The sequence below is a fragment of the Kothea flammea genome (assembly GCF_052161645.1).
Lineage (GTDB): Bacteria > Planctomycetota > Planctomycetia > Pirellulales > Pirellulaceae > Laterigemmans.
This window is the reverse complement of sequence record NZ_CP197414.1, coordinates 4,126,478-4,140,476: the sequence shown is the minus strand read 5'-3', so window position 1 is coordinate 4,140,476 and position 13,999 is coordinate 4,126,478. Positions and strand designations below refer to the sequence as shown.

The following is a 13,999-nucleotide window of genomic DNA, read 5'->3' as shown; positions in this document are numbered from 1 at the left end:
CTTAAGAATCACCAAACCTTAGGAATCGCTCAGTAACTTTAGCAGGTCGGCTAATTCTTGAGCCGTTAATTGATCTGCCAAACCTGCAGGCATAATCGAGACTTCGCTGAGAGAGCGTTCTTCAACATCGGCCGGATCGAGCGTCACGACTTGATTGGCTCCGGTGATCAAGTCGATGCGATTACTTGACTCATGTTGGATCAAACCGGTTAGCAAGCGACCATCGATGGTTAAGATTTGAGTGGGTTGGTAGCTTTGTTCGAGTCTGGCATTCGGGTAGAGGATTGCTTCTAAGATTTGTGCCCGCGTGCGGCTGGTGGCGATGCGGGAGAGGTCGGGCCCGATATTTGCGCCGATGTAGCCGAGTTGATGGCAAGCACTACAGGCGGCCCGTTCGCTGCGGAACACGTTCAGCCCAGCGAGGGCATCCCCCGCGGGTAACTTTGACAACGTGTCATTAACGCTGGCAACAATGTCGGCAGGGGCGGTCTGTAAAGCGTCGATCAGCGTTTCGACACGCTGGCGGATTTCCGGGGAATGTTGGGCAAATGCCGCCCGCAGCGTGGTCGCCGGCAGGGTCCGCGCGGTTGGCAGTGACGCTAGTTTGTCGATTAAAGCGTCGGTTGGTGAATTGGCCGGGTCAACCGCTAACGCTTCGATCGCCACCGCCAGATCGAGCGGCGAAATTTCTTCGATGCGAGTCAGCAGATGTTCGCGAGCAGCCACGGGCAATCGCACTCGTTGCAAGACGGAGGCAGCCATTTTCATGGGTTGGTCGATTGCCGGTGCTTGCTCGGCGGTCGCGAAAGTGGGCTCTGAGAGCAAAGCGTCTAGCACGGCCTGAGCAAGTGCTGAGGTTTCAATTTGTTGCCCACGCGGTAGGGCGGCCAGCAGTGGCAACGCCAACCGTGGCTGGTCAATCCGCTCTCTTGCCAAACCTAACAAGCTGCTGGATAGCGGGCTGTCGGTAGCGAGATTAGCCGTTAACGGACGCAGCCAATTGGCCAGCTCGACCGCTGTTGTCGCCGGTAAACTTGCCAATAAATCGCTGAGCGGTTGCTGCCACGCAGCCGGTAAGGAAGCACCGGGAAAGCCCCGCAAAATCTGCATGATTACTGCCACTTCGGCCGCTCGATCCCCCTCGATTTCTCCCAGCCAATTGACGATCAGCGTCTGCATTTCCGACTGGTTACCCCAGCCACGCAGGCAAGCTTGCAACCCGGTCGCTAGACGTGGATTGCCGACAGCAGCTTGCCAAGCTTGCTTGAGTGCCAATTGGTCGGCGGCGCGGAGCGGTCGTTGATTTTCGCTGGCGAGAATTGCTAAGATTGAGTGTTTGACGTCATCTTGCGCGGTTGATAGCAACTGCAATAGTGTGGCCAGCTGCAATGCTTCCGGCCGCACTTGCTGCAAGACAAATAACGCGGCGCGGACTTCATGCGGTTGCCCACTTTGCAAATATCGCACGAACCGATCCGCTTCCGTTGGCGGCTGTTTGGCGCGCTGCAATAGAGCCAACAGCAAAGCGTGCTCGAGCGCGCGGTCATGTTGGGCAGCGGCCAGCGTATCCAACAAGGCCACGACGACTTGTGAGGTTTGCGGCGAGTGTTTAAGGCGGCCCAGTGCGGTAGCGATCGCAGCTTGGGCAACGCCGCTTTCGGTCATGGTCAGCTGCTCGCAAAGATTCACCTCGGCTGGCTGGAAGCGGTGTAGGCCGAGTGTGTGAGCCGTTGCCGTGAGCGTCTCGCTGGGAAGCTGGGGCTGGGCCAATAACTCGCTTAAGCCCGTAAGGGCGTCAGGAGTTTCGATTTGGCACAGAACCCACACGCAAGTCGTTCGTAACCTTAGTTCGGTGGCACTGTCTTGGGCTAAACGGATCAGCGTTGGCGAAGCGAGGTCACCAAGTTGTTGCAGGCGATTCATGGCTTGGCGGCTGATGATCGGATGTGGTTCAGCGGCCAGCTGAATTAACTCGTGAACATCGTCGCTGGTCGCCAGCTCGGCCGACCGCTGGGAGATTGTCGCGTTGGGCAGCGACGAGTTTGCGGCCGAGTTTGGATTACTCAGTGGGCTCAATCGATAAATTCCACCTGCCGCAGTTTTTTGATCCACTCGCGAGCTGGGACAACACAGATCGTACCAACCGCCGGTATCGAGCACGATCAAACCACCTTGGCCATCCTCCAGCACATCGGTGGGATGAAAATCGACGCGTTGCGAAGCCAAAGCGACCAGATTTTGCGAATGAAAACCGGCCCCTGCGGGTGTCAGATGATGAAACGTGACTTGGTGAAGATTAAAGAGGGCGGCAGCCAAGACTGGACTGTTCGGCGGAAAGAGTTGGTCAGTTAGCGCGGTTGATTCTAGATAGGTCAAACCACTCGGAGCTGCCGCGCCTAGTTGAATTGTGATGGGCATCAAATCGCCGGTTCGCAAGTGGCCATCAAGCACGCCATGTTCTTTGCCATACAACCCACCATGGACAATGTGAGCAATCCCGTCGCGGAGTCCGTTGCCTGGATGTCGCAGGAATGTGCTGGTAAAGAAACCTTCACCCGAGGGCAAGAAAGCGACTTCCGTGGGGTTATCCATCCCGCCCGTGACCACCACCTCCAAAGCACCGCCATTTAATCGGCGGCGGAAGATATGAGCCGCTGAGCTGACCAGTTGACCGCCGGTGAGGAGCGGGTGAGTTTGCTCGGCAAAAGCTCCTTTGCACCAATAGATCCAGCCATCGCGACCGAGGTAGGGACCGTGTAAATCGTTGGCGCATCCGGTGATTGTTTTGCCGTCAAACCAAACTTCACGGGACTCGCAAACTCCATCGCCGTCTTGGTCGGTCAGCTTGAGAATTTGCGGCGGTGCGGAGACGAGTAAGACGTTATCGATCGCCAAGATACCGGCCGTGAACGGTAATTGCTCCGCAGCCACTTGGCGAGTATCAAAGCGTCCGTCGCCATCTTGGTCGCTGAGTCTGACGACGCGGTGCAATTGTTGTCGGTTGTGTTCGGCGATGGGTCGCCCCACACCGCCCGATTCGACCACCACCAGCCGCCCGGCTGAATCCCAGTCGGCAACGACTGGCCAGCGAATCAAAGGCTCGCCCGCCACTTTGGTCAACTGCAAGGAGCTTGGCAACGTAAACGGAATCCCTTCGATTTCAACGGACTTTGTCGGGGTCGTCGAAAACCGTGCTGGGGTTGGGTTTTGGTTTGGGTTGCTGGAAGTCTGAGCGAACGCTCGCGGATCGCCAGCCACTAAGCAGCAAGCGGTCATCCAAGTCAGCATCACCCAGGGCAGCGTCACGGTGAGGAAAGATCGCATTGTCGCGCCGGTCAACTTTAGGAGACGGAAAAGAAAGGGGGGAGCCATGGTCGCTGCAGATATTCTAAAACAATTCCGGCCCCAGTGCGTTGGCCGCAGGTGGCCGTTAGCCAAGCTTTCTCCTCGCCGCTTTGCTGTTATCTGCGCGGTTCGATAGCAATTGCCTTTGCGTATTTTTTGGCTTGTCCGCGGTGAGTAGTGCATCGGATCGGTTTTCGTCGGGTGTGTCCCAGGCGGGGTCAAGCGTGGAAGCTACCAAGCGTTTGCCCGCCAATCACGGCAATCCAAGCGAATAAAAATCCTCTGCCAATCGTCCAGCTTTAACCCAATCCTTGCATTCCATTCGCGTCGATTAGCGCAATCAGCGGGCAACCCCAACGCTCAACAGTCAAGCCTTCCGCCGGCTTACCCGAGCCGTGCAGAATTTTCTGGCGAGCAATGTAGTTGCCACTTGTAGCTCTGAACCGGGACAAGCCCCACCCAAGCATTTAGCGTATTCATGGAAATTATTTCAAAACGGTAACCGCGGCTCGCGCCAAAAGGCGGCTAACGGTTTAGGGAGCGACGGCCTCGGTGGTGCGGACGACTCGGAAGCCGATGTAGCTGAAGGCGTCTGCCGCTTCGGCGAAGGCGCGCACGCTGCTGCGACTTTGCAGCGGCCCAGTGTACCATGAGCCTCCCCGCAGCGATCTCCAATCGCCATGCTCGTGCTGTGGTGTGGTCTCGGGGCCTTGAGGATCTATCACCGGCTCCGGCTGGCTGCGGCTGCCCCGCTTGATGGCCAACTGGTGCATCTCCTGATAGATCCGGTCCGAATACTTGTCTTGACACCACTCCCAAACGTTACCGTGCATATCATACAAACCCCAGGCGTTCGGCTGAAAACTGCGCACGGGTGAAGTGAATACATGCCCATCCCCTTGCCCAAGCTCCAACGACAACACTCGCTGGCGAATCACGTCGTCGGGATACTTCGCCGCCAACGCCGCATCGGCCACGTTGCCATACGCATAAACGACATCAGGTTCGTCACCACCACAGTAAGGCGTCCGCGTGCCCGCTCGACACGCATATTCCCACTCAGCTTCGGTCGGCAGGCGATAACGCGCTTGCTCCCGCTTGCTGAGCCACTGACAAAACGCATTGGCATCGTTCCAAGAGACACAAGTTACCGGACGATCGTCCGTTTGCGGAAAACCTGGCTGCTGCCAGTTGGCTGCCGGCTGCAAGGAAAAACGCTCCAAAGGCTGCTCGGCTTCCGGCGTAAACACCCAAGCCGCCCCAGCACGCTCGGCGTCGGTCTGATACCCAGTGGCCGCCACGAATTGCCGGAACTGACCCACAGTCACTTCACTCTCGCCAATGAAAAAATCGCTGCTCAACTGCACTGGAAAAGCTGGCTTTTCAAGATAATCATGGATCTCCCGTTGGTAGGCGCTGAACTTGTGCTTGAGTTTCAAGTTGTGCTCGTCCAGCATCCCCATTTCAAATTCGCCAGCACTAAGCAGCGCCATCCGCATCCCCAGCGAATTGACCGACTCCTCCGCTATTGCATTGCCTGCCATACAACAACAAGCAAGCCAGCACGCCAGCAAACAAGCGACCAACCGCGTGACGGGCGGGGAGTTGACAACAAGCAACAAACTAAAGCGAACGAGCACGATCAATGGTCCTGTGCACAAAGAGGTATCCCGAATGAGTAATGCTCAGAAATAAGTGTGATCTTATGCGACGCGAACACAGCGATTGCGCAAACTTTCGCGGATAGGCTGTGAAACTTTTAGCCAAAACAGAGATTGATGTTGCCTCAGGCTGACGTTTTTCAAATGTCGCCGTGAGGTGAAGCTGAATGGCAGTTGGCACTCCCTCTTTCCGCTACCACGGTTGAACGCCCGCCAAAACCTATAAGGAGGCCTGGGAGGCGAGTTTTCGCCCCTTTTCATCTTGTTAACTTGTCAAAACCTCCAAATTGACCATTCGCATAAAGTTGAACGCCAAGGCGTGCCACAGAGCGACGGCTTTAACCTTCTCAAAACCTCGAACTCGAGATTGACGCAACCCTCGGTTGCGACAATCTGCATTGGGAAACTCTGCAATGGACGGACGTTGCTTATACATCTCTTGACACCTCTCTTCACTAATGCGAGCCCGGAATGCAGCATATTCATCGGTGTCACCTTTTTGTCGCGAGTGAGGATCTTTGCCGTGTTTGTCTAATTGCTCGGTCGGTTGTACTGACACGAGTCTTTTCGCCATCACCCTTTTTTCGTATTTCGCGTTGCTCACTGAGGGCTTGATGTTGACGAATTGCTTCCGCAATTCGCTCGGCACGCTCCTTTGCGGCACGCTGCTTAGCAGCCGTCTTTCTTGCATCAACGATTTGTCGTTCCGACTCGTTTGCATTCTGACGCTTCAGCTCCTCCAAGTGCCGTGTGGCTTCTTGCTGTAGCTCTTCTAAAGTTGGCTTTCGCCGAAAAGAACTGCTTCCCGCTGAGGCCCGAACTCGCATGCCATCTTGCGCAATCGTCTCTAAGGGGACCAATCCTTGATCGATCAACGCGGCGACCGAGTCAACTAACAGAGTTTCAAGAAACTCAACCTGTTGAGCCCGGAAATCGCTCAGCGAGTGACGGTTAACACCGACTCCGTAGCAGATCCACATGTAGGCGAAATCGGTATCGCAACGTCGACCTAACTCACGAGCCGATCCGATACCATCGAGCGTGGCGAGCATCCACAAGGCAACCAGAATTTCTGGCGCGATAGCATTACGCACGGCGGTAACTCGTGTGACTTTGATTTGGCCGTACGGCAGACTGAGATCAAGCGATTCGACGTATGTCCAAAGGAGTCGGGCGCGATGATCGGCGGGCAGCTTTTCGTCAAGAGAATGAAGTCGCATTTCGACTTGGGTTCGCTCTAGACGGCTAACGCGTGCGGCTGAGGCGAAGTTTTTGGTGTTCATGGGCAAATTTTAGCGCATTTCCGGTCGGACAACAAATGGACTTTAATAAATTCACATCCTAGGAGTGAAAGGCGGCATTCATGGCGCGGTAGATTCTGATGGCAGAATCGCTTGGTTCTCAGCCACGAGTCCGCGGGTTCGATTCCCGCTCACGTCACTGCGAGCAATCGGAACACTCGGAAGTCACCCGGCCGGATTAGAGATAGTGTGAACGTCAGATAACCTCGACTATGTCGTGAATGGTTGAGGATTCTCGGGATTCGGCCGAAAAAAACGCAGGTCGCATGGACCTGCGCGGCGGCTCATGAATCGTTCGGATTTTTGGTTCCTCAATTGTCGCCCGGCTGACCTGTCGATTCAAAGAACTTGCTTCTCAGTGTCTCGACCTGTTGTTCGCCAACTCGATGACCTATTTCAAACAGCTGGTTCGTTACGGATGTGTTGTCGAGTGTCCAAGACGCATCAGGAAGAGGGAAGTCAATGTGCGCGTACCGTTCTCCCAACACCATCTTTAGCGGCAAGTGGGTTCCCTGGACTTGCGAGACGCTCATCACTTCGGCCACATGTGGCGCCCAGAACAGCATTCCCGCGTCTCCGCCGGGCGGAGCCAACGTGTACGAGGCGGTTCCGGTGCCGATCGAGAGCATATGCACGTTCTCGAGTCGCTCTGCTTTGCCCTGGCAGGCGGCATCCCCATCGATGATCCGAGCCGCCTCGGCAAGCGCAACGACGCCAGGATCAATTGCCCACAGTCCACCATCGACATAGTACTTGCCGTCGGGCATTTCTTTGTGCGGAAAGTACGTTGGTGCGGCAGTGGACGCGACAATGATGTCCGCGATTGGCCAGTCGTATTCCGGTCGCTGAATGTCGAGATGTGGAGTACGAAAGACATAGGTCTCTCCGTCAGTTAAGTTGACAGTCGGAATGACCAGTCGGCAACGATCCGCTTCGCGAAGCGGTCGTTCTCCAAATCCGTCGACCATGGAATCCCTCAGGGCAAAGGGACAGTATCGGGATTGAAAAAAGTGATCCAGATTCTTGCCGCTGCGAAATCTCAAATAACGTCGCAGCAAGGGGTAGATTGGCTTCAACGCGTGCTTGGGTTTGAAGTCACTGCGCGGTTTGAAGATCTCTTCACTGTGCTTTTCATAGAACTCCTGCACTTCGGCAGCGCTCTTACCCACGCAGAGCGCCGCTGCAGTGATAGATCCAGTCGACGTGCCGGCGATCAAGTCGAAGTAGTCGGTCAGAGGCCGGTCTAATTGCTCTTCGATCTCAGCAAGAACACCGATAGCGAAGGCTCCTCGAAGGCCACCGCCGGACAAAGCGAGAATTCGAAACATATTCTTTACCTCTCTTCCTCTTGAAGCCGACTCGCTTGGATCAGCTCTGAGCTGGATGACTTCGGCTTACCAGCACTCGTTTGACTGCTAGATCTTCTTTGCGAGATCCTCGGCAGCTTTCTTGCTGGAATCAACCGTGTTGTTGACATCATCTGGTGCGGCGAGCGTGGGCTCAACGAGAATGTTGTGAATGTCCGTGAACCCAATGAAGCCGAGCAGCATTTCAAGGTATCCCTTTTGCATGTCCATGCCTTTGGCTTCGTCGGCTGAATAGGCACCGCCACGAGCGTAAACCACAGCGACTGGCTTGCCCGTGACCAGACCACTATAACCGGTCGCCGGATCGAAGCTGAATGTTTGCCCAGGTTGAGCCAGCACGTCGATGTAGTGCTTCAGCTTGTACGGGATCCCAAAGTTCCACATCGGAAGACTAAAGAGGAACTTGTCTGCCGACTTGAACTCATCGCAGATGTCTACAACGGCTTGCCAAGCTGCGGCCTGCTCAGCGTCGTGCCCTTCGCCGTGGAGGACTTGGTATTTTGCGTCGATCGTGTATCCATCGAATTCAGGCAGCCGCTTTTCCCAAAGATCGATCTTCTGAATTGCATCGTCAGGGTTGGCTTGTTGGTAAGCGTCAAGAAACGCCTTGGCGACCTCAATCGATTTCGAGCGAGTTTTTCTAGGTGATGATTCGATGTAAAGTAGCTTTGCCATTGAACATGGTCTCCGTACGAGTAAGTGAAATATAGTCCGAAGGGTCGGAACAGGTCTCTACTAAGATAATGCTGCGAGAACACGGTGAACGAACTGGACGCAGATACTGCCTTCGCCAACCGCCGAGGCGACGCGTTTAACACTGCCCGATCGGACATCGCCGATCGCAAATATTCCGGGCAAGCTCGTCTCGAATAACTCCGGCGCACGATGCGAAAGTGGCCACCGATTTTGCTCTACAACCGAGGATCCCGTACAGACAAACCCGTTCCGGTCAGTCGAGATTCGATCGCCAGCGAATTCGGAATTGGGTCTTGCTCCAATCATTAGAAAAACATGGCGAAGTCGGCGTGTGGACTGCTCGCCCGTTTCCCGATCAGTCCAGGTGACTTCTTCCAAATGGTCATTACCTTCAAGTGAAGTGATTTCGGTTTGCGTGTGCAGCGTGATTCGATCGGATGCTTGGATTCGCTGGATAAGATAATCTGACATCGTTGCGGTCAGTGAATCGCGACGAATCAGCACGTGCACATGCTCGGTCTTTCCCGATAAAAACACCGCTGCTTGCCCCGCGGAATTCCCGCCACCCACCACAACGATTTCGCTGTTTTCGCAGTACCCGGCTTCAATGGCAGTCGCTGCGTAGTGAAGGCCGCGTCCCTCAAAGTGCGCATCATTCTTGAGCCCCAACCTTCGGTAAGTTGCACCGCTGGCAATGACGATACAGCGGGCTTGGACGTCATCGATGCCGTCCAACCGAATGCTGTAGGGCGAAGTCTGCCCGTCGATGCCGACCACATTCATTGGCAGCGCGAGGGTTGCACCAAACTTCTGCGACTGAATTTGAGCTCGGCCCGCCAGTTCCTGACCGGACAGACCATTCGGAAAGCCAAGGTAGTTTTCGATTCGGCTGCTCGTGCTGGCTTGCCCGCCGGGAGTTTCGCGTTCGAGAACAATGGTCTTCAAGCCTTCGCTCGCTGCATAGACCGCCGTTGCCATGCCGCCGGGACCGCCACCAATAACGGCCAGATCGTACACAACTTTCGGCTCGGGACGTTCCAGAATCCCGACGACTTCACCGACCTCTAGCAAGGTCGGCTTCGACAGTACTTCCTCGCCGTGACAAAGCAGAAGCGGCAGGTCTTCTTTGGTGCGTCCATACTTGGCGAGTAGTTGATCGGCTTCGCTTTCGTCTTCGATAAAGCGTGTTTCAGTTGGATATCCGTTTCCGCGTAAGAAACGACGAATCCTCAAAGTCATTGCGTCGTTCTTACTTCCAATCAGGTACGACGCGCCTAGGTTGTTTTCAAGGATGCCAAGCCTGCGAACGATGATGGCACGGACGATCGTCTCGGCCACGTCTGGATTCGCCGACATCATCTGCCGAAAGGAGTCTCGAGCGAATCGAAGAACTCGGGTCGTTCCTTTCGCACGTCCGGAAACCAACGCCTTGCGGTTGCTGAATAAATCCGTCTCACCAGTGAACTCACCAGCACAGTGGCTCACGAATACCTGTCCGTTTCCGTCGCAGTCAAAATCAAAGATCTCAATACAACCATCCAATAAGACGAAGAAGTCCAACGAACGCTCACCGCGGCTGAAAAGCAGTTCACCATCATTGAAGGAATCTTCCACAGCAAACAATCGCATTCGCTGAAGCTGCTCTTCGGCTAGCTTCGGAAAGGCTTGGTGATCGCGTCCGGCTGGTACAGCGGGTCTTGGTTTCGATTTCTCATTCATGGGTTTCAACCGGATGGATTAGAAGAACCAGGTTGCCCACAATAATACAAAATCCGCATCGCTACCCCCAGCGCCGGTGACTGCGGAGCCTGCGTCCAGGTGAACGTAAGCCACAGTAGATTCAATCGAGGGAAGTGGTCTCCATTCGGTAGCAATGGACAGCGTGTTCCCGATGTAGCGAGCATCAGAACTGTCGCCCTCAATCGATGGAACACCGGGGGGCACGTAAATCGCATCAGCGGTGCTGTACCGCCACAAGAAATCCCACAGGACCACGGTGCTAAGACGGTCGGAAAGCTGGAGCTCCAGGTTCAAGTTCAAATCCAACAAATTCGCGGGCGCGAAGATTGCCGCTTCACTGAAGTAGCTGTTGTTTGGAAAGTAGGCGTTGAAGGTTCCTAGCCGATCGTCGAAAGGACTTTTATCTCCACTGATGGCATCAAACTTCATGCCCAGCCGTGGGCTTAGAAATGCATCGGGAAACGTGCGGCCCAGGAGGCTGGCGATCGTCCAGGCAAAGATGTCTTGTTCGGCAATGCTTCCAACTTGGAAAACAGATTCCACGTTGTAGTCCCAGGTGTTGTCTGAGCCGAATAAGCCAAAGCCTCGAACCCCAAACGAGTGCCTTCGCTCTTCACCACTGACCGTATCAAATTCTGCGTCTGCATTTCGGTAGCCCAGGTAGTACATGTCCAGGCCGCCATTGCCGGGCAACACGGAATTCGGGCCGGCCTTCCATGTGTGGTAATGCCCCCACAGCAGGCGATCGCGGCGAATATCGTTGTCAAAGGCGTCGCCACCAAAGGAAGCATCCGCTCCGAACAATAATTGCGATTCAACGCGGTCATTCCCGAACCGCAGCCGCGCCGCATCAAAGCTCCTGCGGATGTTGGGGCCATTGCGAATGGCAACGAGCCGGCCGGAACCCAACGAAAAAGTTTGTCGCCCAATTAGCGAGGATAGCTTGCCTTGCGGCGTCTCAAGTAGGTTGATCTCAGCAAACAGCTGTTGAACATAGAGCGGATCTTCGTCGATCGGAGATGGCTCGAATGGCGACCCAAACTGAAAGGAACTTCCTAGTTCAACTTGAGTTCGCCACCACTCAGCCGCCCGATAGTCGAAACTTAAATAGAGACGCTGCAGCAAGTAGTCATTGTTCGTATCCGGAATGAAGCCAAACTCGCGGCCTCGCCATGACTCGTATTGCTCTCTCAGTTCACCACTGACCAACAGACGTTTGCCGTCTCTTGGTAGAAGTTGCTCTAAAAGCCCAACGTCCGGCTCCTCGTCTAGTCGCTCTCGGACAGGACCTGATTCGGGAATCGCAAACGATGGGGTTTGCGATTGTACGGACGTTGGCTCTTGCGACCGTGCGAAGTTGGTCACAGAGTTCAGTGCAAAGAACACCAGCAATGTTGAAGCGAATAGACGACGCAAGAAACTAGACCCCACAACCACAGCCGGTTTCCCATGCTCTACCGTCTGCCGACATAATTGGAGTGTGAGTATGCATCGGGACGGCAGGACCAGAGTTGTCGTACCCGCCGTAATGTGCCACGGGGGACCAATCGGGACTAACAGGCGGAAGCTCAGGGGCCAGCTTGGCATACTTGCCGGTGCCATAGACAACCTTACCACCGAGCACTGTCAGAACGCTTTCGATGTTTCGGATATCGTCTGCCTCCACAGCGAAGTAGTCGTCTGAAAGAACTGCAACGTCCGCAAGTTGACCAACCGACAAGGTGCCTTTGTGATCTGATTCACCACTGAACCAAGCGCTGCCCTGCGTGTACAGGCGAAGAGCTTCCTCTCTAGTCAGGCAATCTTCATCGCCGTGTAGCTTAGTGCCGCCGACGGTCTGTCCGGTAACCAACCACCATAGGCAAGTCCACGGATGATAACTGGCGACGCGGGTTCCATCGGTGCCCGCGCCGACAGGTAGCCCCATCTTCAGCATTTCGCGAATGGGGGGATGTCGTTTAACTTCTTCGATGCCATAGCGACGGATGAAGTATTCACCTTGGTAAGCCATGCGATGCTGGATTGCTACCCCGCCACCAAGCTTCTGAATGCGTTCTAGGCTCTTCGTGGAAACCGTCTCAGCGTGGTCGATGAACCAACCCAAGTTATCAATCGGATGTTCCCGATGGACGCGCTCGAAAATATTGAGAAAACGCTCAATGGTTTCGTTGTAGGTCGCGTGAATCCGCCAGGGCCATTTTGCCTCAGCTAGTTTCAAGATGATCGCTTCAAGCTCAGACTCCATCACGGGGCGTAGATCTGGCCGCGGTTGCAAGAAGTTCTCGAAATCAGCCGCACTCCAAACCAAGTTTTCGCCCGCTCCGTTGACACGCAGCAAATCCGTTCCGTCACCGGGATGTGTCAACCCAAGCCAACGCGTGTAGTCGTTCAGTTCTTCACCGGGCTTCTGGGCAAACAGGCTATAGGCAATACGTAGTGTGAGGTGCCCGTTCTTCTCCAATTGCTGAACAACGGAGTAGTCGTCGGGGTAGTTCTGCCCTCCTCCTCCCGCATCCGAGACACTGGTTACTCCGAAGCGATTCAGTTCCCGCATGAAGTGACGAGAGGAATTCAGTTGGTCCTCCGTAGAAAGCTTGGGGGCGTTGGCAATCGTTGAGTAAAGGATCAATGCATTCGGTTCTGCAATCAACATTCCCGTTGGTTTACCACGACTGTCCTTCACCACCAAACCGCCAGGAGGGTTGGGCGTGTTTTCATCCATGCCAAGCGCGCGAATCGCAGCCTTGTTCAGCATCGCCGAATCATACAGATGCAAAATAAACACGGGAGTGTCGGGAGCCGCATCATTAATCTCCTTGAAAGTTGGCATCCTACCTTCGGCGAACTGGAACTCATTCCAGCCTCCGATGACGCGAACCCACTGTGGTGGTGGTGTTCTCTGCGCCTGCTCTTTCAGTTGTCGCAACGCCTGTGCAATTGTGGGTACACCATCCCAACGCAACTCGAGATTTGAAAACAATCCAGCACGTATGACGTGCAAATGTGAGTCGTTTAGGCCTGGAACGGCTCTGCGATTCTCTAAATCGATCGTCCGAGTTGATGAATCTGCCAGCTTTAGGATCTCATCATCCGTGCCAATCGCAATGACCTTCCCGCCGGAGATCCCAACTGAGGAGACTTCGGGCTTGGTTGGATCTTGAGTCGTTACTTTGCCATTGAACAAAATCGTATCGGGAATTTGCATTTGGATACTCTGAGCTCGGCTTTCTTGTTGACCAATGAATGCGAGTGTTCCGACGGCCGCGGTATTCGCCACAAAATTGCGTCGTAAAACAGTTATGGATTTGGTGATGTTTCTCGAAAAGTTTGATCTGTTAAACGTCACTCAGTTGGATGAAGCCAGCGGTGAAAAAGCTTCGTGAGAATCGGCATAACGCCCCAGGTCAGCGTCGCAACGACAGCGATGTTGGTCGCGATGGCACCAACGAGCCAATGCAGGTCGGCCATTAACGGTCCAAGTACGTTGGACCACACCAAGACTGCCGGGAGCACGCCAAGAAACGTCACAATGGCCATCTTCCAACGTGGTGGCATGGATGTGCCGCCACGAAAAAAGGCCTCCAGCCCGGAGAGTCTTCGACGAACTGGTTCGCCCACAACCAACGGTTCGATACTCGCAAGCCACTGTGCGAAGAGCTTCGAGTCGTAAAACGCGGTTGCCGCATCTTCGTCCTCAAATGATCGCATCAAGCCATATTCCTTTGCCTCGGAATCGGCCGGCGGACGAAGCACAAGGACTCCCGACGACCCAGGAACGTCGAGTGAACGACTGATGAATTGCTTCAGAAGTCTTTCAAACTCCGCTTCGGAGCCATCGCGAACGATGCGAGTGACTGCAACATGGACTGGCCGGGTTTCCAAGACGCGT

The 13,999-nt window shown here is 54.8% G+C and carries 10 protein-coding genes and 1 tRNA gene; 1 reads left to right on the top strand and 10 read right to left on the bottom strand.

What is annotated here, in order from left to right; genetic code table 11:
* Window positions 1-18 precede the first annotated feature (18 nt).
* The 4 genes from SH139x_RS15650 to SH139x_RS15635 all read right to left on the bottom strand — a co-directional run bounded on the left by SH139x_RS15650 (window position 19) and on the right by SH139x_RS15635 (window position 6,289).
* Window positions 19-3,324: a DUF7133 domain-containing protein gene (locus tag SH139x_RS15650; protein WP_488350712.1), complete on the bottom strand. Its 3,306-nt coding sequence runs from the start codon at window positions 3,322-3,324 to the stop codon at window positions 19-21.
* A 554-nt stretch (window positions 3,325-3,878) separates the two neighbouring features.
* Window positions 3,879-4,985 (bottom strand): formylglycine-generating enzyme family protein, encoded by a 1,107-nt coding sequence (locus SH139x_RS15645; RefSeq protein ID WP_488350711.1) that lies wholly within the window; start codon window positions 4,983-4,985, stop codon window positions 3,879-3,881.
* Between the two features lie 286 nt (window positions 4,986-5,271).
* Window positions 5,272-5,580, bottom strand: coding sequence for a transposase (locus SH139x_RS15640; RefSeq protein WP_488350710.1), 309 nt, complete (start codon window positions 5,578-5,580; stop codon window positions 5,272-5,274).
* Entirely contained in the window at window positions 5,498-6,289 is a 792-nt protein-coding gene (locus tag SH139x_RS15635; protein WP_488350709.1) for a transposase, read from the bottom strand. Before SH139x_RS15635 ends, SH139x_RS15640 begins: the two co-directional genes overlap by 83 nt.
* 82 nt (window positions 6,290-6,371) lie before the next feature.
* Here SH139x_RS15635 and SH139x_RS15630 point away from each other — a divergent pair.
* Window positions 6,372-6,446, top strand: a tRNA-Glu gene (locus tag SH139x_RS15630).
* A 172-nt stretch (window positions 6,447-6,618) separates the two neighbouring features.
* On the opposite strand, the gene SH139x_RS15625 is transcribed toward SH139x_RS15630, so the two are convergent.
* The 6 genes from SH139x_RS15625 to SH139x_RS15600 form a co-directional block, all read right to left on the bottom strand.
* The gene (locus tag SH139x_RS15625) at window positions 6,619-7,635 is read right to left on the bottom strand and encodes a CBASS cGAMP-activated phospholipase (protein ID WP_488350708.1); all 1,017 of its coding nucleotides are present in this window, start codon (window positions 7,633-7,635) and stop codon (window positions 6,619-6,621) included.
* Window positions 7,636-7,722: 87 nt separating this feature from the next.
* Entirely contained in the window at window positions 7,723-8,349 is a 627-nt protein-coding gene (locus SH139x_RS15620) for an FMN-dependent NADH-azoreductase (RefSeq protein ID WP_488350707.1), read from the bottom strand.
* A gap of 60 nt (window positions 8,350-8,409) precedes the next feature.
* A complete protein-coding gene (locus SH139x_RS15615; protein WP_488350706.1) occupies window positions 8,410-10,089 on the bottom strand; it encodes an FAD-dependent oxidoreductase in 1,680 nt (559 codons plus the stop codon).
* Between the two features lie 18 nt (window positions 10,090-10,107).
* On the bottom strand, window positions 10,108-11,475 hold the full coding sequence (locus tag SH139x_RS15610; protein ID WP_488350705.1) for an alginate export family protein: 1,368 nt from the start codon (window positions 11,473-11,475) through the stop codon (window positions 10,108-10,110).
* A gap of 55 nt (window positions 11,476-11,530) precedes the next feature.
* Complete coding sequence (locus tag SH139x_RS15605; protein WP_488350704.1) at window positions 11,531-13,315, bottom strand: amidohydrolase; 1,785 nt, start codon at window positions 13,313-13,315, stop codon at window positions 11,531-11,533.
* 137 nt (window positions 13,316-13,452) lie between these two features.
* Window positions 13,453-13,992 carry an antibiotic biosynthesis monooxygenase gene (locus SH139x_RS15600; RefSeq protein WP_488350703.1) on the bottom strand — a complete coding sequence of 180 codons (540 nt, stop codon included), beginning with the start codon at window positions 13,990-13,992 and terminating at the stop codon, window positions 13,453-13,455.
* Window positions 13,993-13,999: the final 7 nt, after the last annotated feature.

Coding starts and splice junctions, on each gene's coding strand:
- SH139x_RS15625 (WP_488350708.1), bottom strand. CDS start 7,635: ATGTTTCGAATTCTCGCTTTGTCCGGCGGTGGCCTTCGAGGAGCCTTC.
- SH139x_RS15635 (WP_488350709.1), bottom strand. CDS start 6,289: ATGAACACCAAAAACTTCGCCTCAGCCGCACGCGTTAGCCGTCTAGAG.
- SH139x_RS15640 (WP_488350710.1), bottom strand. CDS start 5,580: ATGGCGAAAAGACTCGTGTCAGTACAACCGACCGAGCAATTAGACAAA.
- SH139x_RS15620 (WP_488350707.1), bottom strand. CDS start 8,349: ATGGCAAAGCTACTTTACATCGAATCATCACCTAGAAAAACTCGCTCG.
- SH139x_RS15650 (WP_488350712.1), bottom strand. CDS start 3,324: ATGCGATCTTTCCTCACCGTGACGCTGCCCTGGGTGATGCTGACTTGG.
- SH139x_RS15605 (WP_488350704.1), bottom strand. CDS start 13,315: ATGCAAATTCCCGATACGATTTTGTTCAATGGCAAAGTAACGACTCAA.
- SH139x_RS15615 (WP_488350706.1), bottom strand. CDS start 10,089: ATGAATGAGAAATCGAAACCAAGACCCGCTGTACCAGCCGGACGCGAT.